This window comes from Avibacterium sp. 20-132 (genome assembly GCF_023611925.1).
Classification (GTDB): Bacteria; Pseudomonadota; Gammaproteobacteria; order Enterobacterales; family Pasteurellaceae; genus Avibacterium.
Window position 1 is genome coordinate 661,035 of record NZ_CP091456.1, and the last position, 25,462, is coordinate 686,496.

The following is a 25,462-nucleotide window of genomic DNA, read 5'->3' on the forward strand; positions in this document are numbered from 1 at the left end:
TTGTTCGTCTATTGTACATAAACTTGATAGCATACGCCTAATAGTATTTCAGGAGATTGAAGGATTTTATGATAGATCGCATTTTTATTGAAGAATTGGTTGTTTTCGCTCAAATTGGCGTTTATGACTGGGAACAACAAATCAAACAAACGTTGATTTTTGATGTGGAAATGGCGTGGGATTGTCGTCAGGCAGCGGAGACCGATGATGTTGCCTATTGCCTAAATTATGCCGAAGTCAGCGAATTTATTATCAATTATGTACAATCTAAACCTTTTTTCTTAATTGAACGCGTCGCTTATGAAGTAGCGCAGCAGCTTGAACAAAAATACGGATTAAGCTGGTTAAAAATTAAATTAAGTAAGCCCAAAGCAGTGGCACAAGCACGCAATGTTGGCGTTATAGTGGAACGTGGAACAAGATGAATAAACCGTATTATGGCTATCTTTGCTTAATTTTAGCCACGTTATTTTGGGGCGGAAATTATATCTTCGGCAAAATACTAAGCCGTGACGTTGATCCCATCGTACTGACTTATCTCCGTTGGTTTCCCGCCGCTGTGCTGTTATTATTGCTGTTTGTTAAACCTGTCATTGCTTTCGTTCCCTCAATTCAAAAAACGTGGAAAATTTTGACCGCACTTTCGTTACTCGGCATTGTGATCTTCCCTTTATTTCTTTATCAAGGCTTACAAACCACCACGGCACTTAACGCGAGTATTTATCTTGCCGTAGTCCCTATTGCGGTGCTATTGCTCAATCGCCTTATTTTTGGGGATAGAATTCGTCCTTTAATGCTTGCGGGGGCAATGGTAAGTTTCTTCGGTGTATTCTGTTTATTAAGCCAAGGCGATCCACAAACCTTAGTACAATTCAATGTGAATAAAGGGGATCTATGGGCGATTGGGTCGGCATTGAGCTGGGCTGTTTATTGTTGCATTATCCGCCTACGCCCAGCAGAGTTACCCAACGCGGTGATGCTTACCTTACTTGTTGCCATTGCAATGTTGTGCTTTACCCCTGTATTTCTATGGAAAGCCTTGACTGCCAGCGAACCGATTATCAGCCAAATTTCTCCAAACCATTGGGCAATGATCGGCTATTTAGTTGTCGGCCCTTCTATTTTGTCTTACGCCTTTTGGAACTACGGCATTAATCTCGTCGGAGGTGCGAAAGGCGCAGTGTTTACCAATGTTACCCCTTTATTCGCTGCTCTGCTTGGCATTAGCGTTTTGGGTGAAAAGCTCTATTGGTATCATTTCATCAGTGGAGCATTGATTGTGCTAGGGTTACTGATGTGTAATCGAAAGGGATAAAAACACAAAAACAAAAAGTGCGGTATTTTTTACCGCACTTTTTATTATCGCTCAGAAAGATTAATCAATCGCTGGCACGTAATTACCTGCAACGATGGCCTCTTTGATGTTATCAGCGGTTTCAAGCACCTGATCAAGTAAGGCTTGTACGTTTTCCAAGGTGGCGATGGGACTAAGCGTAGTCATTTTTAAGGCTTGTACGCCATTAACTTTGGTTACCCCAATATTGGCTTCGCCACGAGCGAATAATTCGTCGGCAATATTTTGATTGAGATTATCAATAAATTCCGTAGGGTAGTTCGCTGGATTTACGCGGAATAACACGGATGCGAATTGCGGTTCAACTAATAATTCTAGCCCTTTTGTTGCCTTAATGTAGTCCGCCACTTCACGAGTAAGTTTCACGCCGTGGTCAATCATTGAGCCATAAAGTTCTTCCCCTAAGGCTTCTACGGTAAACCATAATTTTAATGCATCAAAACGGCGTGTTGTTTGCAAGGATTTTGCTACCAAGTTAGGGACACCGTGTTCTTCATCGTATTCTGAATTCAGGTAGTCTGCTTTGTAATCAATGAAGCGGTAGTTTTGTGGCTCTTTAAGTAAGAATGCCCCACAAGAAATACTTTGGAAAAAGTGTTTGTGGAAATCAAGGGTAACGGAATCCGCCAATTCTAAGCCGTTTAGCCAATGACGATAGTCATTAGAAAGCAATAATGCACCGCCCCACGCCGCATCAACGTGTAGCCACGCTCCATACTGATCTGCAAGCTGACGAATGTCTTGCAATGGGTCAATCGCCCCTGCATCCGTTGTTCCAGCGGTTGCCACGATACAGGCAACTAATTGCCCTTCTGCGTTGAGCTTACTGAGGATATTGGCTAATGCCGTTGTATCCATTTGTGCATTTTCATTACAAGGTACACTGATTACAGATTGAAAGCCCATTCCCATCATTGCCATATTTTTTTGCACAGAGAAGTGGGCATTTTCTGAACATAACACTTTTACACGTTGTAATGCTTCTGCGGGTAAGCCATCTTGCTGTACAGACCATTCCTTCCCTTCAGCATTTTTCCAATGTTTAGCAATACAAGCATCGCGTGCTAATAACACGCCCATTAAATTCGATTGCGTGCCACCAGAAGTGAACACACCGGCATCACCTGCGGCATACCCCACTTTTTCGCGTAACCATTCGATTAATTGCACTTCCATTAATGACCCTGCTGGGCTTTGATCCCAAGAGTCCATAGATTGGTTAGTGGCATTAATAAACACTTCAGCGACTTGGCTAGCCACCATCGTCGGGCAATGTAAATGCGCCAAAGAATGTGGATGATGCACTTTTAGGCTTTTGTTTAAGAATAATTCAGTGAGGCGTGCTAAGGATTTTTCTAATCCGAAACCTTGTTGCGACGGCTGAAAAGCAATTTCTTCACGGAGCTGTTTAATACTTCCCCCCGTGTACATTTTATTATTTTTGAGCCAATTTCCTACCGCACTTATTGCCGTTGCCATATTTTTTTCATAATCGGCGATAGATTGTGGATCATTGCAAAGAAGGGATTGTTTGTGTTTTGCGAAATCGACCATTGAGAATTTCCTGAAAGATGGTTGAAATAAAAATAGCTAAATGGGACGTTGTGCTATCCCATTTAGCTAGATTAATAATTAGCCACGCACGGCTTTTAAGGCATCTGCTACGGATTGAGCAAAGCGTTTGATTAATTCTTCACTTTCCGCTTGCGTGATGATAAGTGGGCAAAGAATACGCACGACATTACCACCACGACCACCACGCTCTAGCAATAACTTATTGTTAAAGCAGGCTTTTTGAATTGCGGCAGCCAGTTCACCATCTGCTGGATATGCCCCAATGCGATCTTGCGCTTGACGTTCATCAACGATCTCAATCCCGATCATTAAACCACGTCCGCGCACGTTACCGATACAAGGGAATTGTTGTGCTAATTTTTTCAATTCAGTTTGTAAGAAATCACCACGTTCTAAGGCATTTTGCGCTAAGTTTTGCTCACGCATAATTTTTAATGACGCATACCCCGTCGCCATTGCCATTTGGTTACCGCGGAATGTGCCTGTATGTCCTGCTGGTTGCCACGCATCAAATTCTTTACGAATGGCAAGCACTGCCAATGGCAAACTGCCCCCTACGGCTTTTGACATTACCACGATATCAGGTTCAATACCGGCATATTCAAAGGCAAACATTTTTCCTGAACGGCAGAAACCCGCTTGCACTTCATCAAGGATTAACACAATACCGTGTTTTTTCGTTACTTCACGGATTTTTTGTAACCATTTCACAGGCGCCGTTACCACACCGCCTTCCCCTTGAATCGCTTCAAGGATCACTGCCGCAGGTTTTACCACACCGCTTTCTACATCTTCAATAAAGTTTTCAAAATAATAGGTTAGTGCTTCTACACCCGCTTCACCACCTAGACCCAATGGACAACGGTATTCGTGCGGATAAGGCATAAATTGCACGCCAGCCATTAAGTTTTGTACAGCGTTTTTCGCATTTAAGTTCCCTGTCATAGAAAGTGAACCGTGGGTCATTCCGTGGTAACCACCAGAAAATGCGATAACATTACCACGTCCAGTGTAGGTTTTGGCAAGTTTTACTGCTGCCTCTGTGCCATCTGCGCCAGAAGGGCCACAGAATTGCAGACGATACTGATCTTTCGGGAAGAAAGAAAGCAGTTCTTCAGTAAAAGCGTCTTTTAATGGCGTGGTTAAATCTAATGTGTGAAGCGGTAAACCGCTACTTAATACATCTTGAATCGCTTGGATCACCGCAGGGTGATTATGCCCAAGCGCTAATGTTCCTGCACCAGCTAAGCAATCAAGATATTCATTACCTTCAACATCCGTTACCCAACAACCTTGTGCTTTGGCAATGGCTAATGGCAATTTGCGTGGATAGCTACGCACATTCGATTCCATTGCATTTTGGCGGTTGAGATAATATTCATTGGTTGCGTTGTTGATTGGATTTACAGGCGTGTTTGTCATGCTAATCTATACCTTCAATAAGAGGTTAAAAAAATAAGTCGGGTGCCTTGCGGGATAACGCGATTTCTGTTGTCCTCATTCTGCGTTATTTCGCCTTGCCTGAGAACAAAATAAATACGCGTTATAAGCCTAAGCTTTCTTATTCTTAAAAATAAGATGCCATGGGGCATTTTGACTCGCTACTTATTAAAAAAAGCGTTTCAGCTTTTTTATTTTTCCTAATTGGAAAGTTGGAAGTTTGTAAAGCGGAAGCCTTACAAAAGACGGCATATAGTACCCTTTTTTGCTAGAAAGAAAAGTGATTTTTATTGATTTAGGCAAAATAATCAAAAATTACACCGCACTTGTTCTTTTCCAGTAAGTTTTCTGAGCAAAAACACATTTATTCGAGGTGTGTTTGATTTCATCAAGTTCAATTTTCCATAAGTCAGTATTCATCAAACGGGCAAAGGGATAACGCGCGTAATAGCGCTTAAGAGCAGATTGGCGGGCATTTCCATCAAGCAATATGGCACGACCTTTAAACTGCACGCCTTCAATCTCGCTCACTTGATCGGTTTGTGTGGCAATCGTACCAACGACCTGCTCACTTTGTTGCATTATTTGTGCGTGCTGCGTATTAAGAGAAGAAAAGAAAATCAGGCTGACATTCTCATTATCAAGCACATAAAAGCAGTTTGCTGCCCAAAAATCCTGTGTGTTATGAACAGCAAGGCTCATCACCGTTTGCTGTTGTAGAAATTGTGCAATCTTATGAGGAAGAGTTATCATCATATAAAAGAATGCCCTGAAAACAGGGCATTATGCTTAGCTTAAAGGTTTTTTGTTTCTGCCGTTTCAACAAGTGCGGTAGGATTTTCTGGCGTTTTTTCATCTTCTTCAGAGGCTAAGTTTTGCACCGACATCGCGGATTTCAAACTTTCTTGCTGAAGTTGTTTAGCCAGTTCATTTTCACCGTTTTGCTCAAAGGCATAGGTTGCCATTGTAATATCATTCGGCTGAAGCTGGGTTTTATCTGCGATCACTTTCTTAAATGCTTCGCTTGCCTTAGCAAAATCGCCATTACGCACATATAAGTAACCTAAGGCACGGTTTGTGCAACAACAAGATTGCTCCTTACTTTGTTTTGCCCGTTTTTCCATAATTTTCAGCAATTTGCTGTTATCTACGGGTTGAACACGGGTAATTTGCGAGCAAAGTTGTTGTGCCAGTGGGTTGTTGTCATCCACTTTTTTCAAGGCTTCTAAGATCAATTTGTAGGCGGTTTCGTGATCATCACTATCAATCAAACGACGAATAAGTCCAATTTTGACATACAGATCATTTTGTCGTTTACGTGGTTGATCGTCCCACCATTTAAGCAAGCCATCGACGCCTTCTTCATTCATTTTTTCGTCAAGTAAGCCATCTTCTACGCGATGTTGCAAGGTCGTAAATTCTTTATCTGAATAAATCCCTGAATTTTCCACTTGATCCAAAATTTTATCCAACGCTTCAAAGGCGTGCGATTTTAAGTAGATCTCAACTGCCAGTTTTAACACTTCTTTATTGCGGTGGGTCATTACTAACAAGCTATCAATGGCACTGCGTGCGGCAGGCAATTTATTTTGCTGTAACAAAATTCGCGTACGCGCAATCTCAACAAGTAGGTTATCTGTACCAGCCAATTCGGTAGCTTTAATTAAGTAACGATTAGCGCCAAACTCATCGCCACGTTGCTGTGCTGCTTCTGCTGCTTTAATAAAGTTTAGGATTGGCTCATCAGAATGTTTGGCATTTTTACCAATTAATTTTTCAGCTTTAGAATATTGCCCTTCGTCCATTAACATTAACCCTTCAAGCGTTTGTTTTTGTGCTTTAAGGCGTTTACGACGAGAGAACCAGCCATAGGTGCTGTTACTTAAACGACAGAATTTTGTGATGATCCACTCAATACCATATACCACCGCCATTGCAATCACGAAGAAAATCACAAGGGTGGTGATTGACATTTCAATGCTGTATGTGCTGGTTTCAATTAACACATAGCCTTGTTTGCCCGATAGATAAGGGCCTGCGATTAAGCCGGCAAGTAACACCAGCATTAAAAATAGGGTTCTAAACATTGCTATTTCCTCTACTGTTGTTGTGCTTGGTTTTGCTCAGATTTGTCTGCATTTTCCACCGCACTTTGGTTTTCCACGGCAGTTTGGTTTTCACTCGGCTTTTCACTTCGATTTTCATCGTTTTGCGTCGCATTGCTTTCTGCATTCACCGCTGAAGCCTGTTGTGCTGGCGCTGCATTTTCTGTTGTGTTGCTACCTTGTGCGCTTTCCCCTTTGGCATTTTGCGCATTTTCTTGCGCCACCTCTTTATCTACGGAAAGCTCAATTTTTTGCACCTCTTGCGAAGGCTTATTAAGCAACTTATCTAATAAATTTAAACTAGTTAACTGCGTTGGCACATCAACATAAATAGACTGTTCCGCTAACTCATCCACTTCTTTAAGAAAAGTTTGTACCACTTCAGTATTGGTATCAAAATAACTTCTCACCCAAGAGGCGACGGTTTCTAAAGATTGTTTATATAAATCATTTTGCTGACGCGGTACCGCCATAATCGCTAACTGTAAACGCAAACGGATATTTTCACGCAGGTAAATATCTTGATTAGGTGCTAACAATGCTTTGTTATCCGCATTTTTTGGCGTAATGCGAATAAAATGATTTAAAAAAGAAGTGGCACTTTTTTCTGCATTTTCTTTCCAATCGTCCCAAGAGCCACTCAATTTATCATTATTTTCATTGGATTCATCAAAATTCACATTGAGTACACTCAGTTCATCAACATTATTCGCAAGCTGAGACAGGTGCTGCATAATGGCATTTTGATCAATGTTATTGACTGAAAGCAACTGTTTTAAATCGCTATTAATTGCGCTACGAACATTGATCACGCGTGGGTCAGAGACTTTACTTAAGGTTTCATCCGCTACTTTTAATAAAGAAATTGCGGTATCCACATCATTATCTAATACTAATTTGCGTAATGCGTTGTTTAATAAGAAATCAGCTTCGGACAGCAACCAATCATTTGGCTGCGCCGCTTTTTTCGCATTACTTAATGTATTTACTTGATTTTGTAAGGCGGAGATTTGCTGTTCCTTAATTTCTACCATTTTTTCTAATGCGATTAATTTTTCATTGGTAGATTGGCTTGTTTGTGCAAGCTGAGCGATTTTGCTTTGATCTTGTTTTAATGCACTTAAATCAGCGTCAGTGAAAGTTTGGCTATGGGTTGAGAGTGGTTTTTGCGCTTCCAACGCCGTTAATCTTGCTTGTACACTGGTTAGATGTTGCTCTGCAAAATAATAACCAGCGCCCCCTAAACCCAATGCAACTAATAACGCTAAAATCGCCACACCTGTACCGCCTTTTTTAACAATCACGGTTTCTGGCTTAGCAGGTTCATTGTCCGTTGTAACTTTTTCTGGTGATGGTTGCATAGGTTCTTCCTTTGTCGGTTCAGGGGGGGCTTGCTCGTTTTTCACCACTTCATTTTCTTGTTCAGAATTTTCAATTTGAAGGGAATTTTCCACAGGTTCGACAGATTGTGCTGTGTTTTCCACAGCAAGGGTTTTATCTGTTTTTTTTGCGTGATGTTTAGCCATAATTTATTCCTTATGATTATTAAAACTCGTTAAATTGCAATAAAGTATCGCACAAGGTTGCATTATCTGCTCGTGGTGAAAGACTCACCTTTTCCCAGCCCATTTCAAAGGCAACGCGTTGAATTCGTTCACTTACCGTTATTAAGTGGCAAGACTTTAGCCAATTATGTTCATTTTTGGGGACAAAATCTAGCAATAAACGCAAAATTTCTTTGCTGGTCGCAATGATTGTCGTAATGCCAGCTCGCTTAAACATACTGATTTGTTCTAAAGGGTCATAAACTAAGGGCTGTCGCTGATAACATTCCAGAGTTTTAATTTTAGCCCCTCGCACGCTGGCTTGCTCTGCAAAAAAAGCTCGCCCACCATTACCCCGTAAAATCAAAATGGTTTTATCTTGCACGTTTTTCATTGCTGATAAAGAAAGCAGACCTTCACTTGTTTCTTGCTGAAAAGGATAATGAATACACTGTTCTGTTTGACTACAAAATGCCTGTGCGGTTCGCTGTCCAACGGTAAAATACTGTAAATCTGCCCGCCATTGAAAGCCAGCTTGTTTAAGGCTTTCGGCGCTGTAAGTTACCGCATTTTGCGATACCACGAAAACATAATCCCCCGCATTGAGTTGATTGAGCTGAGAGGGCAAATCATTAAGCTCACGTCCGGCTTGAATAGAAAAGAGCGGAAAATGAATGGCCGCGATGCCTGCCTTTGCCAGCATTTCCACCAGTTGTTTGCCCTTTTCATCAGGGCGCGTAACCAACACTGCCATTGGGTTTTCCTTATCGTTGTAAAGGTGAACAATTACACACCAAGGGCTTGTAAAATGTTATCTGCCCCTTGTTTTAATAAGCTTTCTGCAACTTGAATACCTAATTCTTGCGCATTTTCCACCGCACTTTTACCTTCTGCACGAATAATTTCACTCCCATCTGTTTTCCCCACTAACGCTTTAAGATAAAGCTGATTATCAGAAATCACCGCATACCCCCCGATTGGCACTTGACAACCACCTTGTAGGTGATTATTCATCGCACGCTCAGCTAACACACAGGCAGTGGTTTCTGGATCGGCAAGTGGCGCTAACAGGGTTTGCACTTCTACATCATCAACACGGCATTCAATGCCAACTGCTCCTTGCCCTGCTGCGGGTAAGGAAATTTCCGTATCAATGAAAGAGGCAATGCGCTCTGCCATTCCTAAACGAATTAATCCCGCTGAAGCAAGAATAATCGCATCATAATCACCATTGTCTAATTTACTTAATCGCGTCCCCACATTTCCTCGTAAAGATTGAATGGTCAAATCAGGCCGTAACGCGTTAAGCTGACATTGACGGCGTAAACTTGATGTCCCCACCACAGCACCCACAGGTAATTCCTCTAAAGTGCGGTAAGAATTTGACACAAAGGCATCACGGGGATCTTCACGTTGGCAAATAACACTTAGCCCTAAGCCTTGTGGGAATTGCATTGGCACATCTTTCATTGAATGCACGGCAATATCGGCTTCGCCCTTTAATAGGGCATTTTCTAATTCTTTGACGAATAAGCCTTTTCCGCCAATTTTCGCCAGTGGCGTATCTAAAATTACATCGCCTTTAGTTACCATTGGCACAAGCTCAACACAAAGTGCTGGATATAATTGCGTTAAACGATCTTTAATATAATTCGCTTGCCATAATGCTAAAGGACTACGGCGGGTTGCGATTTTGATTAGTTTTTTTGTCATCATTATGCAAAAAATAAGCGTAGAAACATTAAGGCTTATCCTATCATTGTTGCCTCAAAATGTCAGTTTTCATTTAATTTTTTTGCTTTCCGATAAGGCAAATGATAGAGTAATACTTCAATTTCTTTGTATGAAATTCGAGGAAATTGTTCATTTATCACTCCCTCTTTCCTAGGATATAAATTGAATTACGATATTAATAGTGCGAAACAACAAGTGGAATATCTCGACAAATTACGTTTTGAACGCGCAATTTCAGGCAGTTCAGCTCAATTTAGTCAAGTTTTTCAAACGATTACCTTGTTATTGCACCTCAATCATCACACGCTGCCGGGCTATATCAAAAATGCCCCAGCAGGGATTGTTGATTTTGTTTTATCGGATTATCAACAAGCCTATCTTTCCGCACATTTTGAGTTAAGTGAGCAAGAAATCGAAAATTCGCCATTTTCTCACCGCACTTTCTTCCCCGTGCTTGGCGTGTATGTAATGGGCAGCATCGCTTCAATTAGCCAAACATCGGCTTCAGACTTGGATATTTGGGTTTGTCACCACCCGCAAATTAGCCCAGAAGATCGCCATTTATTAAGCCAAAAAATGGATGCCTTACAGCAATGGGCATTAACCTTAGGGGTGGAAATTAACTTATATTTAATGGATCAAAACCGCTTCCGCTGTTTTCGTTACGCGGATCCGTTAACGGCAGAAAATTGTGGTTCGGCACAATATATGCTATTGCTAGATGAATTTTACCGCTCCGCCATTCGCCTTGCCGGGAAACCCTTATTATGGCTACATCTGCCCGTAGAAAATGAAAAAGACTATGAACAAGAAGTGGCACGTTTAATCAAAGAAAAACGTATTGATCCTAATGATTGGGTGGATTTTGGTGGCTTAGGGGCATTTTCTGCCAATGAATATTTTGGTGCGAGTTTGTGGCAACTCTACAAAGGGATTGATTCACCTTACAAATCCGTGTTAAAAATTTTGTTGCTAGAAACCTATTCTGCGGATTACCCAGACACTTACCTGATCGCCCAAGAATTTAAAGCACGCTTACTGAATGGCGATAAAAAACATCACTTTGATCCTTATCTTACAATGCTTGAGCGAGTAACCAATTATTTAATCGGACTCAACGATTTACGTCGCTTAGAATTTGTTCGCCGTTGCTTTTATATTAAAGCCAATGAATACAGTCATAATGTTCCCAAACACAGTTGGCGTTTAGCCCAATTACAGAACCTAGCCAAAACGTGGGGCTGGTCAAAAGAATTGGTACAAGAGCTAAATCAGCGCGCCTGTTGGAAAATAAAACGCGTAAAAGAAAGCCATAATAACTTAATTAAATTCTTAATGTTTAGTTATCGGCATTTAGTACAATTTGCCCGCAAATATAAGGTAAATTCCAGCATAATGCCGCAAGATATTAGCATTTTAACCCGTAAACTTTATACGGCATTTGAAGAATTACCGGGTAAAATCACTTTACTCAATGCAATGATTTCTTCTGATTTATCGGAAAAAAACATTACCTTTATTGAAGTCAAAAACAACCGTCATTTCAAAGCAGGTTGGTACTTAGTAAACCAAACGCCTGATGTCCAAGGATTTGAACAACCACGCTACATAGAATATAGCGAAAATCTCAATAAATTGGTTTCTTGGGCATATTTCAACCGTTTACTGACCCCAAAAACAGAATTACACATCTTTAGCCCAAATGTAACGCTTGCAAAATTAAGGCAATTCGTTACCGATTTACGTTTATCTCTGCCCACAGTGGTGGCCGCGGCAAGTAATGAGGAATTAAATCATAACTGCGAAATAAAAAGCTTAGTCGTTTCCATTAATCTCACCAAAGACCCAACGGCACATTTATCTGAGGCAAAAACCACCATCGTCGCCAATGATTTATTTAGTTTTGGGCCTGATGAAGAAAGCCTAGTAGGAAGTATTGATTTAACTTATCGCAATTTATGGAATGAAATTCGTACCCTGCATTTTGAAGGGCCAAATGCCATTTTATTGGCATTAAAAGTGCTTTCTAACAAAATTTATCGTGGTTCCACCTCACCACAAAGCGTAAATGTATTCTGTTATAGCAAATATTATCAAAAAACCTTACGAAATATTGTTACCGCATTAATCAACAAATGTATCAATATTCAAGTAGGCGTCAGTGATGTGCCACAAAATAATTTATTGCGTGTTGCGGGGAAAAACTGGCAATTTTTCTTTGAAGAACGCGGCATTAGCTTGCAAGAAATCCACACCCCACCTTTGATTAGTAACGAGGATTTCAATGTAGAGGTACAAGAAGTCATCGACAATAAAGAGGAAAACCACAAGCACAAAACATACCCCTATGAAATTGACGCCTTTGCCAGCGAAGGTTTTTTACAATTTTTCTTTGAAAATAACTTGGATAAGACATTTAATGTCTATATTTTAGACGAAGCTAACCGAATTGAGATTTATCGTAACTGTGAAGGTGAAAAAGAACAGAAAATTCATGAGATAAATCATATTTATCAATCGGCAGGCTTGGAGGGAAATAATAATCCGTATAAAATTGTGCAACGAAATTTTAACTATCCACAATTTTATCAATTATTACCAAGCGAAAGTGGCGTCAAGATTGTCCCATTTTATAGTCGTTTGGTGTCATCATAACTAGGGGAAACTTATGTTGGATACAATGAAAGTGTTGCTGATTGACGATCACCCACTGATGCGTCGTGGCATAAAACAATTATTGGAATTAGATGAAACATTTGAAATCGTTGGTGATGCCGGCAGTGGTGCAGAAGGAATTAACCTTGCCTTACAAACCTCACCAGATTTAATTGTGCTTGATTTGAATATGAAAGGGCTATCAGGGTTAGACACGCTCAAGGCATTACGTGAAGAAAATGTCGATGCTCGCATTGTTATTCTTACCGTTTCCGATGCCAAAAATGATGTTTTCACGTTGATTGACGCGGGCGCAGACGGCTATTTATTAAAAGATACCGAACCCGATCTGTTACTTGGACAAATTAAACGTATTGCTCAAGGAGAAGTGATTTTAAGCGATTCAATTAAAGATTTACTACTAGAGCAACGCCCCGAACAAGATCCGATTTACACCCTTACGGACCGAGAAATGGATGTGCTACGCCTGATTGCAACGGGCTTATCCAATAAACAGATTGCCGCACAACTCTTTATTTCAGAAGAAACCGTAAAAGTGCATATCCGCAACTTATTACGTAAACTCAATGTTCACTCTCGTGTGGCAGCCACCGTGCTGTATTTTCAGCATAAAGGGGCATAAAACCACGCAACAAAGAGCGGTAAAAGATCCGCTCTCTTTCTTCAATACTTTACAAAAAAGTACCGCACTTACTTTTCTTACGATAAATCAAAATTATGCAAACTAATTAGTGCGGTTGAAAATTTTAGAATTTTTATTTCTGAAATTTATGGCATACAAAAGTGCTAAAGAACATTTATTGAGAAATCCATAACGGCAGTTTGATCACCACACGCAAGCCACCAAGGTGGCTTGGTTCCGCCCATACTTTTCCTTGATGTTCACGGATAACATTAGCGACAATCGCAAGCCCCAGCCCTGTTCCCCCGGTTTCGCGGGTTCTGGCTTCATCAATGCGATAAAATGGCTTGAAAATATTTTCATATTCATTGGCTGGAATACCCGCGCCGTTATCATCAATGGCAATCACCATTGCATTCTCTTCAATAAAGATTGTTGCTTCAATTTTAGCCTGCGTATATTTCAACGCATTGCGTAAGATATTTTCAATGGCACTGCAAATTAACCCTTTATTTCCATTGAGGTAATATTGGCTCGGTTTATGAATCAGTTGTTTGACTTTGAAGGATAATTTTTTCTGTTCCGCTTCAAAACGGCTATCTTTAATAATATCGTGCCAAATTTCAGTGATGGGGAAAATTTCTCGTAGAATATGGCTATTTAGCTGCTGACGTGAAAGTAACAGCAGATCATTAATCATTTCATCAAGACGTACCGCTTCTTTTTCGATGCGGGCGATTTCTGCGCTGCTATTGATTCGGCGACGTAATAAGGCTAGCGCCAGTTGCAAGCGGGTAAGCGGTGTTCTTAGTTCGTGTGAAATAGAGGAAAGTAGGGTTTGTTGATTAGAAAGTTGATCGTCTAAGGCAATCGTCATTCGATTGAAACTTTGCCCCACTTGACGTAACTCAATAGTGCCTTGCGTTTCAAGGGATTTATCCACTTTAAAATTGCCTAAAGCAACGGCATTTGCCGCTTGCTGTAAATGTCTCAACGGTCGCCCAATACTTCGTGAAAGCCACCAAAGTAACGGGGTGGAAATTAACATAATAAATAAAATGAGGATATAAGGGCGGTCAAAAATATAAGACAGAACTTCTTTTTGCGGATTAACACGGCTGACAAAATAGAGGGTGTAAGGCACATCGTTGTCTAAATTGAGGTGTACGGTAAAAGGCCCGGCAATCTGAATGTCATAAAAGTTTTTTTTCAGCGGTTTTAATGTGCTTACGGTGTGGTACATAAATTGCTGAATAGAGGCAATTTCTTCCTTTCTTGCGCCAAGAATATTGCCATTTTTATCTGCCAAAACAGGGTGAATGTCGTCAAATTTGTCCATAGGGATAACTGGCACGCCAGAAATAATATGCGCTAGTTGTTTATTCCGAATGGCGGTGGCGATTTCACCGTAATAACCCGAAACTTCTTCATTGCCCAGTTCCGTGTAAATACGCGCATCAAAATAAGGCAGTAAAAAAATCAATGCGAGGAGAAGCGCAAAGGCAAGCCAGAATAAGGCAAAAATTCGCATTGATAAGGTATTGAGAAACGTTAATTTCATTTTGCTTGAAGTTATTTCGAGGCAACAAGAAGATAGCCTTTGCCTCGCAAGGTTTTGAACCAAGGCGAATCGTCATTTCGTGGTGGGAGTTTTTTCCTTAGATTTGACATATGCATATCAATAGCACGATCAAACGGTGTCAGCGGTTTACCTAGGATTTCCATACTCAAATGCTCACGAGAAAGAATTTGCCCCGGATTTGCGATAAGGGTTTGTAATAAGGCAAATTCTGTGCCGGTAAGTTCGAGATTTTTATCCTCATAAAGCACTTGCTGACGTCCGGGATAAAGCGTGAGACCACAAAATTCAATTTGTTGATTTTCTTCTGATTTGCTTTCATTCACGGAATTTGCCAGTTCAGTACGGCGTAAAATGGCTTTAATTCTTGCCACTAATTCACGATCATTGAACGGCTTTGGTAAATAATCATCTGCACCTAACTCTAAGCCGATAACGCGATCAATTTCATCGCCTCGTGCTGTGAGCATCATTACGGGGGTAGTGAAATGCTGCCTAATTTGTTTTAGGGTTTCAATGCCGTTTAACACGGGCATCATTATATCCAATAAAACAAGGTGATAGCTGTTATCCAATTTGTCTAAGGCTTCTTTACCATTGTTTGCGGTATCTACTTCAAAGCCTTCTAGCTGAAGTAATTCCGCCAGAAGTTCTACAAGTTCAATATCATCGTCCACTAATAATAATTTAGCCATTGCGTTTGGTCCTTATAATGAAGTGCGGTGTTATTTTGCCGAGTTTTTATTTCCAGAACTGCCACCAGTGTTTGTTTTGGCTTTCTGGCGCGTCAATCACCACGTTATTGATTTCTTTTTCTCCCGCTGTTGGCAACGGTTTATCTAAATCAAGGTGAGTGACCACACCTTGTTTATCGAAGTTTACGATAAAGGTATGTTGTTCCGGTGCTTGGTAAGCCTTTTGGATAAGGAAAACATAATACCAAGTATTATTGCTAAATGGATCGATTAACACCGGCGTCCCTAATAAGTATTGTACTTGTTGCTTATTCATTCCCACTTTGACTTGATCCACCGTGGCCGCCTCAAGGTAATTTCCTTGTGGCACATCAATACGATAGACCACTTTGCTTACGGTGGAACAGGCCGTTACGCTGAATGCTAACATTGCCGCGGTAATAAGAGTTTTTAACTGCATATTGGTTACCTTTTATTCTTTAATAATTGGGGGATAATACCTAAACTTCGTCCTATTGCCAAATTAATTCGCGCCTTTTAGCCAACGTTGTAGTTGATCACGCAAATTCGGTGGCAGCCCTTTAATGGTGAGCGTATCACCCATTTCATCCCAGATGACACGTTGGTTAATCAGCTCTGCGTCAAAGCTAATGGTTACCCCTTTGCCTGAGCCAGAAAACTTGGTTAAGCCTTTCAAGGCAGAACGGACTGGGGGAATATGTTCCTCCAAGCCATAATCTTGCATTTGCGTAAAATCCACAAAAGACTGTTCATTTAGAGTAGGCAGACTATCGGAAAGTTCCCGCAATTCAATTTCTTCACCCGCACTCATTTGCCCTTTGCAATACTCAAATACTTGCTTTTTCACTGCTTGGGATTGCTCATTATTTAACTCACCTTGCTCGCAATAATCGTTCACTGCTTGTAATAAACATTGATTTTGCAGTTGTGGATTTAGCCCTTCTTCTGCCTGTAAGAAATCCATAAAAAAGTCGGCAATTTTCCGCCCGACTTTGCCTTTAATAAAGGTGAGATAGCGGTTAGAACTGGCATCAATATGCAAATCCGTCAGGTTAATGCGTGCGGCAATATCAAATTGAGTGAGATCCAAATATTGCGTACGATGAATTTCTAGGTTTTCGTCCACCAACATACTGGCGCGGCTGTCTAGCAAGGCGATAAACAAATAATCCGTCGCTAAAAAATTGTATTGGCACAACACGAATGTGCCACTATCTGCAAAGTTATATTTCCCTAATTCCTGTGCAAGCTTTTGTGCAGATTGGTGACTAAAAGGCAGAAAATCTAAGTCATTTTCGAGAAAACGATTAAGATTTTGCGCAAATTCTGAAGCTTCTTCAAATACACCATAGGCTTTTGCTTTATTTTGATAACCTTGATGCAAATGCAGCATCATTTGTTCTACTTCAGGGCTAATTGGCAACCGCTCATTACGCAGTTGCACATCAAGTTGAATGGCGTCTTCTTGCTGGTGTTTTACCAATTGGTGCAACACAATTTGCTTAACCGTAATACTCATTTTTTAATCCATATTTATAAAAATAAATTTGTGCGATATTATAACCGCACTTTCGGCGAAAATATGCTAGCATACGCAAAATTATTCTCAGCCTTCAAATTTAACAACAATATTCATTATGGCGAAACAATCAAAATTCCAAGATAAACACGTTGATACCTTATTAAATGAACTGATTGCCGTGTTTGAAAAATATCAAACGCCGGTAGATTTATCCTTGGTTGTACTGGGTAATATGGTGACCAATGTACTTACCCATAATATGGGGCAACAGCAACGTATCGCGCTAGCGCAGGCCTTTTCTGATGCGTTAATGCGTTCTATCAAAGAGCAAAAATAATACGATGTTTGGCATTAAAACAAGCAAACAATATCGTGAAAACACCTCGCGAAAAATCGCTTGGGGGCATTGGTTTGCTTTTTTTAATATCCTTTGGGCAATTGTGATTGGCGCACGTTATGCCTTTTTGATCGATTGGCCAGACACGCTTTTTGGCAAACTGTATTTTTTCATCAGTTTATTAGGGCATTTTAGTTTTATTGTGTTTGCCTTGTATTTGCTGATTATTTTTCCGCTCAGTTTTATGGTAAAAAACAACCGCACTTTCCGTGGGCTAAGTGTGATTCTCACCACCATTGGGGCAACCCTATTATTAGTGGATACAGAAGTTTTTGCGCGCTTTAATTTTCACCTTTCTTCACTCGTATGGAATTTATTGGTAAACCCAGACAATGGTGAGCTTTCCCGCAACTGGCAACTGTTTTTCGTGCCAATGCCAATTATCTTATTGATTCAAATGCTGTTTTCTCGCTGGTCGTGGGAAAAATTGCGTAGCCTTGAACGGCAAAAATGGCTTAAAGGTGTGGGGGTATTCTTTGTTTGTACCTTTATTGCCACCCACTTAATTTATGCTTGGGCAGATGCGTTTATCTATCGTCCGATCACGATGCAAAAATCTAATTTTCCGCTTTCTTACCCGATGACTGCACGCTCTTTCTTAGAAAAGCACGGTTTCTTAGATAAAAATCAATATAGTCAAACCTTAGAACAAGAGGGACGACCTGAAGCCTTAAAGATCGATTATCCTAAATCGCCATTGCGCTTTGCCCCAGTTAATCCAAGCAATATTCTGATCATTACCGTATCTGGACTACGTTATGATGCAATTAGTGCTGAAAAAATGCCACAGCTCAACGCCTTTGCTGAGCAAGCAACGCAATATCTCAATCATTACAGCACGGGCAATAACAATAACACCGCCTTAACGGGCTTGTTCTACGGATTGACGGCGAATTATACCGATAGCTTATTAAGCAACAAAACGCCATCCGTGCTAATTAGCACGCTCAAGCAAGAAAAATTTGCTTATCAACTGGGATTATTTTCCAGCGATGGCTTTCACGCCAGCTTGTTAAGCCAGAATTTGTTTAATCAACAAAAATTAGATCACAACGTCCATAGCAACCGAACAAGCGTGCAACAATGGCATAATTGGTATGCAAAACACAATACAGAAAAACCTTATTTCAGCTATTTGAGCCTAACCATTCCGCAAGGGTTAAATGAGACAGCCTATGCGCTTCAACTGAATGAATTAGATGGCTTGCTAGATGGCGTATTACGCGAAGTCAATCGCCACGACACCCTTATTTTAATTACCGCCGAAGAAGGCTATCATTTCACCCCATTAAGTGAAAAGCAGGAAAGTAATTATTTCGCACCAGAAGAAATTCACGTCCCGCTGATTATTGCGTGGCAAGGGTTAGAACAAGGGCAGGTAAAAAAACTCACTAGCCACACAGATATTTTGCCTACATTAATGACACATTTATTTGGCGTGCAAAATCCTGCCTCTGATTATGCACAGGGAATGGATTTGTTTAACCCCGCATTACGCCGCAGTTGGGTACAGGCAGGAAATTATCGTTGGAATGTGATTGTTACCGCTGATGGCACACAATATCATCTTGATCGTCGTGGAAACTACCAAGAATACGACCGCACTTACCAAAAAACCACCTCACGCACGCCACCGCTTGGTTTGTTCTTAGAGGTATTTAATCAAGATAATGCTTTTTTTGAAAAATAAAAGGAAGACAAATTAAGCAACCAATAGTTAAAACCAATTATATTTTTACTATTGAAACGCTTATACTATCGCCCCAGCAAAGGTACTTCGCCTTTTTTATTATTCAAATTCATCTGGACAAAATAGAATGTTATTAAGTAAAAATCTGCGAATTTTTCATAACATTACACCACACACCACAAATCAAGAGGCTCACCACTTGAGCGCAAAGCAATTTTCTCTTAATAACACGATCCCACTGTATTGGGATTTTTTCATCTCTAGCCTATTGTCCGCCTCGCTTTCATTATTACGGAGAAAATTATGCGTAATCACGTTCGTAGCTTTAAAACCTATATTCGAGACGAAATTATCAAAAAAGGCGGCTGGGTCAATTCACACGCTCACGCTGACCGTGCGTTCACAATGACGCCAGAAAAAATCGGTATTTACCATAGCAGTAATTTGCAACAAAAATGGGATTTAGTGGACGAAGTAAAACGCACCTCCACCGTAGATGATTATTACGCCCGCTTTTGCCAAGCCATTGAATTAATGATCTCACAAGGGGTAACCGCGTTTGGTACCTTTGTGGATATTGATCCCATTTGTGAAGATCGTGCCATCATCGCCGCGCATAAAGCGCGTGATGTGTATAAACACGACATCACTTTAAAATTCGCTAATCAAACCCTAAAAGGCGTGATCGAACCCACCGCCAAAAAATGGTTTGATATTGGTGCAGAAATGGTCGATATGATTGGTGGCTTGCCTTATCGCGATGAACTAGATTACGGACGCGGTCTTGAGGCGATGGATATTTTGCTTGATAAAGCCAAATCACTCGGCATTATGTGCCACGTCCACGTTGATCAATTTAACACCCCGAAAGAAAAAGAAACAGAGCAACTCTGTGATAAAACCATTGAACACGGTATGGAAGGGCGCGTGGTTGCCATTCACGGTATTTCCATTGGCGCACATTCACGCGAATATCGCTACAAACTTTACGAGAAAATGCGCCAAGCCCAAATGATGATGATCGCCTGCCCAATGGCGTGGATTGACAGTAATCGTAAAGAAGATTTAATGCCCTTCCACAATGCCCTCACCCCCGTTGATGAGATGATCCCAGAAAACATCACCGTTGCCATTGGTACGGATAACATTTGCGATTATATGGTGCCACTATGTGAGGGCGATATGTGGCAGGAACTTAGCCTACTTGCCGCAGGTTGCCGTTTCCCTGATTTAGAGGCGATGGTAAACATTGCCAGTATCAATGGACGAAAAGTGTTGGGCTTAGATGCGGCTTAGACGTGACTTAGACGTTTACGAATAAAAATCCTCCCAAGCACGGAGGATTTTGGCTTTATTAGCCTTGTCTATTTTTAATAGTGCGGTGGGATTTTCAAGCATTTTTACCCCGCAACGTAAATTTTTCTAGGGTGGATCCCGAAATAATGGGGTTAAAAATAGACAAAGTTGCCTACAATATAAGGAAAATTACTTGACAATAAGTAAAATATTCCTAAACCATTTAACCAAGTTTTGCCCGATTTTGGGATTGTTAGACTATTAAGTCGTTAGCGTACCAAATAGTGATATCCCCAAATATCGTAAGTGATTGACACAATAAAAACCTTATTCAATGACAAAGACACCGCGCCAATTTTAGAATGCACTTCTAATAATATGATCGTTTAAAATGAAAATAAGACAATACGACAACAACCGTGGTGTACAGGTAGTAAATAAGAGAGCGGGTAACGCCGTATTCTTTTTTATTTGAAATGACGATAAATGGGATAACGTTGGTGATGTAACACAAAGTACAAACGACTTACTTTATTTGCTCTAACCTTTCACGTAATGCTTCTGCCGTTTGACAGGTTTTAATATACTCAAACAGCACACTGGCTTGTGGATAAGATTTTTTCAGATATTGCAGCCATTGTTTGGTGCGGGCAATATGATAAAAGCCGGTATCTTGTAGGTTTTCAATATGAGCATAACGGTGTAGCAAAGGCATAACACCTGTTTCCCAATCTAATTTAGCGTGATTAAACTTCACCACTCGGCTTAAATTTGGAATGGTTAATGCGCCACGTCCTATCATCACATCTTGGCAACCTGTTACAGCAAGGCAGTCCTGTGCATCTTGCCAGTCCCAAATTTCACCATTTGCGATCACTGGAATGGTTAAACACTGGCGAATTTCAGCAATCTTCTGCCAGTTGATTTTTTCCGCACGGTAACCATCGGTTTTGGTGCGTCCGTGAATGGTGATTTCTGTGCCACCGCCTTGTTGTACCGCATCAGCAATGTCAAAGGCGTGCGCATCGCTATCCCACCCCAAGCGTACTTTAACGCTCACCATTTGTTCTTTCGGTAATGCTTCGCGTAAGGCTTTAGTGGCTTGGTAAATCAATTCAGGTTGTTTCAGCAATGCCGCTCCGCCGTGGCTGCCATTAACGGTTTTAGAAGGGCAACCACAGTTAAAATCAATGCCGTGCGATCCTAATTCTGTTGCCAATATGGCATTTTCTGCGAGCCATTGAGGATGTTGCCCGAGTAATTGCACTCGGACAGGTGTCCCCGCTGAAGTTCGTCCACCTTGCTTTAATTCTGGGCAAAGGCGATAGAATGTTTTTTCAGGTAAACGTTGATCCACCACACGCACAAATTCTGATACGCAGAGATCATAGTCATTAATTTCAGTCAGAAGTTGCCGCACAAGCGGATCAAGCACGCCCTGCATTGGCGCTAAAAAAACTCGCATTTTTATTCGTTATTAGGCTATTGGTTTGATGAAAAATAAAAAAATGCTGAATTTTCCACCGCACTCTTATCTGCTCCCCAAAAGTTGGACAGGTTGTTAAACTATAAATACTGAGTTCTGTATTGAACAGGACTCAGTCCTTTTAAAACCATTTTAATACGTTTTGGTTGTAATACACCACATATTCCTCAAGTTCAGCTTGCAATTCCGCTATTGACGTATAGCTACGCGCATAAAAACACTCGGATTTTAAAATCGCAAAGAAACGCTCAATCACCGCATTATCATAGCAATTCCCGCGTCGGCTCATACTCGGTATCGCGCGCCCTTCCAGCATTTTTCGCCAAGCGTTTGTACTATAAAGAACGCCTTGGTCGCTGTGAATAATAGGGCAATCCGTCGCACTTAATTGGCTTAACCCTTGTTCCAGCATTTTTGTTACCAAGGGAAAGTTGGGGCGTCTTGCAAACTGATAGGCGATAATTTCTTGATTCGCCAAATCCATTAGCGCGGAAAAATACAGCTTCTCCCGCCCAATATGAAATTCGGTCACATCCGTCACCCATTTCTGATTCAGTTTTGTCGCAGTAAAATCACGATTCAGCACATTTGGCGCAATCAAAGCGGTCTTACCTCGCTTTCCGTGCCTTTTCTTGCGAACAATCGACTGAATTTGCAATGCCCTCATTAATTTCAGTACGGTTTTATGATTCAACGTAAACCCCGTTTGACGTAATTTGAACGCTAAAGGGTGGTAGCCATCTCGCTGTTTACTCGCTTGATACAGCGAGAATATTGCCGCTTTTTCCGCCGTGTAATCGCGCTTAACTTCTTGATAATAAAAGGTAGAATGCACCATTTTCGCTGCGTTCAGTAAATCATTTAACGCATACTTTTGCTTTAAATCGTGAATGGCGGCTCTTTTTTCTGCCGTCGTTTTTGCCGGTCTAATTCCTCCAACTTTTTTAGATAAGCAATCTCTGCACGGACGAGAGCCAGCTCACGCTACAATTTTTTAACAGCTTTAGGGAATAACTCTGTGGGGGCAGATCACTTCTTTTGTCAGAAAAAGAGAATCCCTCCCCAAGTAATCACAACAAGGATCAGTGTCACAAATACCGCGGCGGAGCCTTGATCTTTCGCGCGCCCTGAAAGCTCGTGATATTCTTTACCAATGCGATCCACCACGGCTTCCACTGCACTGTTGAGCAATTCTACTGCTAGCACTAATAACACGGAGCCAACCAGCAAGATCAACTCAATTTTGTCATCTGCGAGCCAAAAAGCCAGAGGGATTAAGATGCACGCACAGAATACCTCGTGGCGAAATGCAGCTTCGTTTTTAAATGCACTTTTTAGCCCTTTTAATGAATAACCTGTGGATTTAATTAAATGGGTCAAGCCTGTTGTTTTTTCCAATTTTCTTTCCTTATTAAATACGTTGAGTGTGATGGTTATATTTGTGCCGCGTTAATACAACGCAAAACAATTACGTTTTGTTTAGTTATAACCGTTTCGCTTCAATCACATCATCTAATTTTGCTAAACGTGCTAAGACTTTGCTTAATATTTGTACATTGTTTAACTCAATTTCCATATCAATGGTTGCAAGTTGTTTTTTGTTATCTGTACGGCTCGCTACCCCTGAGACACTGATTTTTTCATTGGCAAGCACGGTGGTAATATCACGCAACAAACCGTGGCGATCACTGGCGATAATACGAATACTAATACGGAAACCACTCGCATAATTATCTCCCCAAATGGATTCCACCACGCGCTCTGGGTGGCTCTCTTGCAATTCTAAAAATTGTTCGCAGTCGCTACGGTGAATAGAAATACCGCGTCCCATTGTGATGTAGCCCACGATGTCATCTCCGGGAATTGGCTGGCAACAGCGTGCAATGTGGTGCATTAAATTGCCCACACCTTCTACGATCACATAGCCCTTTGAGTCATTTTTTTGCGCAGAATTTACCGCACTTTTCTGTGTAACGTGACGTAAAATCTGTTCATCGGTTTCTTGTGGCGTGGTTTTAATCAGTTTACTTTGCAAAAAGTTAATGAGCTGATTAAGGCGAATATCGCCCCCACCGATGCCAGCATATAAATCGTCTAAATTTTTCAGGTTGTAACGTGGTAAAGCATACTGTTCCACTTGCTTGAGCGCAATGCCTAAACGCGTAATTTCATTCTCCAGCATTTCTTTACCTGCTGGAATATTTTTATCGCGATCTAATTTCTTAAACCACGCTGCAATTTTGGCACGAGATTTACTCGTATTGGTGAAACCTAAATTCGGATTAAGCCAATCCCGACTTGGGTTTGGTGTTTTTTGTGTAATGATTTCAATTTGATCGCCCATTTGCAACTGATAGGTAAACGGTACAATACGTCCGCCCACTTTTGCTCCAATACAGCGATGCCCAATCTCACTATGAATCGCATAGGCAAAATCCAGTGGTGTCGATCCTGTTGGCAGATCGATGACCTCACCTTTAGGCGTAAACACATACACCCGATCATCAAACACTTGGCTACGTAACTCAGCAATCACTTCACCTGAATCCGTAATATCATCTTGCCACGCTAATAATTTACGCAACCAAGCAATTTTATCTTCATAGGCAGAATGCCCCGTTACCCCTTCTTTATATTTCCAATGCGCAGCCACCCCAAGCTCCGCATCATCGTGCATTTGCTGAGTACGAATTTGCACTTCAATGGGTTTTCCACCTTTGCCCAATACCACCGTATGAATAGATTGATAGCCGTTTGGTTTGGGGTTGGCGACATAATCATCAAATTCTTTCGGTAAATGTTTAAAATGGGTATGCACAATTCCAAGGGCAGAATAACAATCTTGCAATTTCTGAACGATCACCCGCACCGCGCGAACATCATATAAATCACTAAATTCTAAGTGCTTTTTCTGCATTTTTCGCCAGATACTATAAATATGTTTCGGGCGACCATAAACCTCCACTTGATCGATATTTTCTTGTAAATAGTGCGTAAGATCCGCCACAAAATCTGCGATATATTGCTCACGATCCAAACGACGTTCTTTCAATAATTTAGCAATCATTCGATACTGTTCAGGATGCAAATAGCGGAAACAATAATCTTCTAACTCCCATTTCAACTGCCCGATGCCTAAACGGTTGGCGAGAGGGGCATAAATATTGGCACATTCTTTCGCGGCAAGCACTTTCTCTTCTTCGGAACAGCAATTTTCCGCATCTCGCAAAAAGGCAATACGTTCAGCCAGTTTGATAATCACGCAACGGAAATCATCTACCATCGCCAACAACATACGGCGTACATTGTCCACTTGCAGCGAATTGGCTGAATGGCTTGCATTTAACTGACGAATGTTATCCATTTCCAGCACACCTTTCACGAGCTTACCAATCGCAGTACCGAAATCTTCCTCAATTTGTGCCAACTCAACAATATTATGGCTTACCACAGGATAAATCATTGCGGTGATTAGACTTTCGCTATCCATATTCAGGCTGTGTAAAATTTCCACCATTTCTACACCAGAAAAGAGCGAGCAATGCAGTTGTGGCTTTTCGGCCGTACTTTGCTGCTGTTGGATTTTCTCTTGCGAATAATGCCACGCCCGCACTAATTTTTCCGTCAGCTCAGAAGAAAGCCCTAAACTTTCACTCCATTGTTCAATGACAAAATCTTTCGGGTTAAGTAGATGAGAACCTCGAACAGCAACCATAACGCCTTCCT

At 41.1% G+C, this 25,462-nt stretch carries 22 protein-coding genes; 7 read left to right on the forward strand and 15 right to left on the reverse strand.

The window, feature by feature from the left end; translation table 11 throughout:
* Positions 1-68: 68 nt before the first annotated feature.
* Positions 69-425: a dihydroneopterin aldolase gene (gene folB, locus L4F93_RS03075; protein ID WP_250351079.1), complete on the forward strand. Its 357-nt coding sequence runs from the start codon at positions 69-71 to the stop codon at positions 423-425.
* Positions 422-1,315 (forward strand): DMT family transporter, encoded by an 894-nt coding sequence (locus L4F93_RS03080; RefSeq protein WP_250351080.1) that lies wholly within the window; start codon positions 422-424, stop codon positions 1,313-1,315. The genes folB and L4F93_RS03080 overlap by 4 nt, the downstream gene beginning before the upstream one ends.
* A 60-nt stretch (positions 1,316-1,375) precedes the next feature.
* On the opposite strand, the gene L4F93_RS03085 is transcribed toward L4F93_RS03080, so the two are convergent.
* The 7 genes from L4F93_RS03085 to hemC form a co-directional block, all read right to left on the reverse strand.
* Positions 1,376-2,908 (reverse strand): pyridoxal phosphate-dependent decarboxylase family protein, encoded by a 1,533-nt coding sequence (locus tag L4F93_RS03085; protein ID WP_250351081.1) that lies wholly within the window; start codon positions 2,906-2,908, stop codon positions 1,376-1,378.
* Positions 2,909-2,986: 78 nt separating this feature from the next.
* A complete protein-coding gene (locus L4F93_RS03090; protein WP_250351082.1) occupies positions 2,987-4,351 on the reverse strand; it encodes a diaminobutyrate--2-oxoglutarate transaminase in 1,365 nt (454 codons plus the stop codon).
* Between the two features lie 333 nt (positions 4,352-4,684).
* Positions 4,685-5,125: a hypothetical protein gene (locus L4F93_RS03095; RefSeq protein WP_250351083.1), complete on the reverse strand. Its 441-nt coding sequence runs from the start codon at positions 5,123-5,125 to the stop codon at positions 4,685-4,687.
* A gap of 38 nt (positions 5,126-5,163) precedes the next feature.
* Positions 5,164-6,456 (reverse strand): heme biosynthesis protein HemY, encoded by a 1,293-nt coding sequence (locus L4F93_RS03100; RefSeq protein WP_250351084.1) that lies wholly within the window; start codon positions 6,454-6,456, stop codon positions 5,164-5,166.
* 11 nt (positions 6,457-6,467) lie between these two features.
* Positions 6,468-8,000, reverse strand: coding sequence for a uroporphyrinogen-III C-methyltransferase (locus tag L4F93_RS03105; RefSeq protein WP_250351085.1), 1,533 nt, complete (start codon positions 7,998-8,000; stop codon positions 6,468-6,470).
* Between the two features lie 19 nt (positions 8,001-8,019).
* Positions 8,020-8,772 carry a uroporphyrinogen-III synthase gene (locus L4F93_RS03110; protein ID WP_250351086.1) on the reverse strand — a complete coding sequence of 251 codons (753 nt, stop codon included), beginning with the start codon at positions 8,770-8,772 and terminating at the stop codon, positions 8,020-8,022.
* 32 nt (positions 8,773-8,804) lie between these two features.
* Positions 8,805-9,731 (reverse strand): hydroxymethylbilane synthase, encoded by a 927-nt coding sequence (gene hemC / locus L4F93_RS03115; protein WP_250351612.1) that lies wholly within the window; start codon positions 9,729-9,731, stop codon positions 8,805-8,807.
* Between the two features lie 183 nt (positions 9,732-9,914).
* Here hemC and L4F93_RS03120 point away from each other — a divergent pair, with 183 nt between their 5' ends.
* Positions 9,915-12,407: a class I adenylate cyclase gene (locus L4F93_RS03120; RefSeq protein WP_250351087.1), complete on the forward strand. Its 2,493-nt coding sequence runs from the start codon at positions 9,915-9,917 to the stop codon at positions 12,405-12,407.
* A 13-nt stretch (positions 12,408-12,420) separates the two neighbouring features.
* Positions 12,421-13,050: a two-component system response regulator NarL gene (narL, locus tag L4F93_RS03125; protein ID WP_250351088.1), complete on the forward strand. Its 630-nt coding sequence runs from the start codon at positions 12,421-12,423 to the stop codon at positions 13,048-13,050.
* Positions 13,051-13,225: 175 nt separating this feature from the next.
* On the opposite strand, the gene cpxA is transcribed toward narL, so the two are convergent.
* From cpxA to yejK, 4 genes are all read right to left on the reverse strand, one after another.
* Complete coding sequence (gene cpxA, locus L4F93_RS03130; protein WP_250351089.1) at positions 13,226-14,611, reverse strand: envelope stress sensor histidine kinase CpxA; 1,386 nt, start codon at positions 14,609-14,611, stop codon at positions 13,226-13,228.
* Between the two features lie 11 nt (positions 14,612-14,622).
* A complete protein-coding gene (cpxR, locus tag L4F93_RS03135) occupies positions 14,623-15,324 on the reverse strand; it encodes an envelope stress response regulator transcription factor CpxR (protein WP_250351090.1) in 702 nt (233 codons plus the stop codon).
* Between the two features lie 46 nt (positions 15,325-15,370).
* A complete protein-coding gene (bamE, locus tag L4F93_RS03140; RefSeq protein ID WP_250351091.1) occupies positions 15,371-15,784 on the reverse strand; it encodes an outer membrane protein assembly factor BamE in 414 nt (137 codons plus the stop codon).
* A gap of 63 nt (positions 15,785-15,847) precedes the next feature.
* Positions 15,848-16,864: a nucleoid-associated protein YejK gene (gene yejK, locus L4F93_RS03145; protein WP_250351092.1), complete on the reverse strand. Its 1,017-nt coding sequence runs from the start codon at positions 16,862-16,864 to the stop codon at positions 15,848-15,850.
* A gap of 118 nt (positions 16,865-16,982) precedes the next feature.
* Between yejK and L4F93_RS03150 the strand changes: the two genes are divergently transcribed.
* The 3 genes from L4F93_RS03150 to L4F93_RS03160 all read left to right on the forward strand — a co-directional run bounded on the left by L4F93_RS03150 (position 16,983) and on the right by L4F93_RS03160 (position 20,250).
* Complete coding sequence (locus L4F93_RS03150) at positions 16,983-17,204, forward strand: YejL family protein (RefSeq protein WP_250351093.1); 222 nt, start codon at positions 16,983-16,985, stop codon at positions 17,202-17,204.
* 4 nt (positions 17,205-17,208) lie between these two features.
* Positions 17,209-18,954: a DUF3413 domain-containing protein gene (locus L4F93_RS03155; RefSeq protein ID WP_250351094.1), complete on the forward strand. Its 1,746-nt coding sequence runs from the start codon at positions 17,209-17,211 to the stop codon at positions 18,952-18,954.
* A 303-nt stretch (positions 18,955-19,257) separates the two neighbouring features.
* The gene (locus tag L4F93_RS03160; RefSeq protein WP_250351095.1) at positions 19,258-20,250 is read left to right on the forward strand and encodes an amidohydrolase family protein; all 993 of its coding nucleotides are present in this window, start codon (positions 19,258-19,260) and stop codon (positions 20,248-20,250) included.
* Positions 20,251-20,776: 526 nt separating this feature from the next.
* On the opposite strand, the gene dusC is transcribed toward L4F93_RS03160, so the two are convergent.
* The 4 genes from dusC to relA form a co-directional block, all read right to left on the reverse strand.
* Positions 20,777-21,715 (reverse strand): tRNA dihydrouridine(16) synthase DusC, encoded by a 939-nt coding sequence (dusC, locus tag L4F93_RS03165; protein WP_250351096.1) that lies wholly within the window; start codon positions 21,713-21,715, stop codon positions 20,777-20,779.
* A 142-nt stretch (positions 21,716-21,857) separates the two neighbouring features.
* On the reverse strand, positions 21,858-22,667 hold the full coding sequence (locus L4F93_RS03170) for an IS3 family transposase (RefSeq protein ID WP_326938204.1): 810 nt from the start codon (positions 22,665-22,667) through the stop codon (positions 21,858-21,860).
* 110 nt (positions 22,668-22,777) lie between these two features.
* A complete protein-coding gene (locus tag L4F93_RS03175) occupies positions 22,778-23,134 on the reverse strand; it encodes a diacylglycerol kinase (protein WP_250351097.1) in 357 nt (118 codons plus the stop codon).
* A gap of 85 nt (positions 23,135-23,219) precedes the next feature.
* On the reverse strand, positions 23,220-25,451 hold the full coding sequence (gene relA, locus L4F93_RS03180) for a GTP diphosphokinase (RefSeq protein ID WP_250351098.1): 2,232 nt from the start codon (positions 25,449-25,451) through the stop codon (positions 23,220-23,222).
* Between the last annotated feature and the right edge of the window lie 11 nt (positions 25,452-25,462).

What these genes read in the sequence shown, in the direction of transcription:
- folB (WP_250351079.1), top strand. Translation starts at nt 69, where the DNA reads ATGATAGATCGCATTTTTATTGAAGAATTGGTTGTTTTCGCTCAAATT.
- L4F93_RS03080 (WP_250351080.1), top strand. Translation starts at nt 422, where the DNA reads ATGAATAAACCGTATTATGGCTATCTTTGCTTAATTTTAGCCACGTTA.
- L4F93_RS03085 (WP_250351081.1), bottom strand. Translation starts at nt 2,908, where the DNA reads ATGGTCGATTTCGCAAAACACAAACAATCCCTTCTTTGCAATGATCCA.
- L4F93_RS03090 (WP_250351082.1), bottom strand. Translation starts at nt 4,351, where the DNA reads ATGACAAACACGCCTGTAAATCCAATCAACAACGCAACCAATGAATAT.
- L4F93_RS03095 (WP_250351083.1), bottom strand. Translation starts at nt 5,125, where the DNA reads ATGATGATAACTCTTCCTCATAAGATTGCACAATTTCTACAACAGCAA.
- L4F93_RS03100 (WP_250351084.1), bottom strand. Translation starts at nt 6,456, where the DNA reads ATGTTTAGAACCCTATTTTTAATGCTGGTGTTACTTGCCGGCTTAATC.
- L4F93_RS03105 (WP_250351085.1), bottom strand. Translation starts at nt 8,000, where the DNA reads ATGGCTAAACATCACGCAAAAAAAACAGATAAAACCCTTGCTGTGGAA.
- L4F93_RS03110 (WP_250351086.1), bottom strand. Translation starts at nt 8,772, where the DNA reads ATGGCAGTGTTGGTTACGCGCCCTGATGAAAAGGGCAAACAACTGGTG.
- hemC (WP_250351612.1), bottom strand. Translation starts at nt 9,731, where the DNA reads ATGACAAAAAAACTAATCAAAATCGCAACCCGCCGTAGTCCTTTAGCA.
- narL (WP_250351088.1), top strand. Translation starts at nt 12,421, where the DNA reads ATGTTGGATACAATGAAAGTGTTGCTGATTGACGATCACCCACTGATG.
- cpxA (WP_250351089.1), bottom strand. Translation starts at nt 14,611, where the DNA reads ATGAAATTAACGTTTCTCAATACCTTATCAATGCGAATTTTTGCCTTA.
- cpxR (WP_250351090.1), bottom strand. Translation starts at nt 15,324, where the DNA reads ATGGCTAAATTATTATTAGTGGACGATGATATTGAACTTGTAGAACTT.
- bamE (WP_250351091.1), bottom strand. Translation starts at nt 15,784, where the DNA reads ATGCAGTTAAAAACTCTTATTACCGCGGCAATGTTAGCATTCAGCGTA.
- yejK (WP_250351092.1), bottom strand. Translation starts at nt 16,864, where the DNA reads ATGAGTATTACGGTTAAGCAAATTGTGTTGCACCAATTGGTAAAACAC.
- L4F93_RS03150 (WP_250351093.1), top strand. Translation starts at nt 16,983, where the DNA reads ATGGCGAAACAATCAAAATTCCAAGATAAACACGTTGATACCTTATTA.
- L4F93_RS03155 (WP_250351094.1), top strand. Translation starts at nt 17,209, where the DNA reads ATGTTTGGCATTAAAACAAGCAAACAATATCGTGAAAACACCTCGCGA.
- L4F93_RS03160 (WP_250351095.1), top strand. Translation starts at nt 19,258, where the DNA reads ATGCGTAATCACGTTCGTAGCTTTAAAACCTATATTCGAGACGAAATT.
- dusC (WP_250351096.1), bottom strand. Translation starts at nt 21,715, where the DNA reads ATGCGAGTTTTTTTAGCGCCAATGCAGGGCGTGCTTGATCCGCTTGTG.
- relA (WP_250351098.1), bottom strand. Translation starts at nt 25,451, where the DNA reads ATGGTTGCTGTTCGAGGTTCTCATCTACTTAACCCGAAAGATTTTGTC.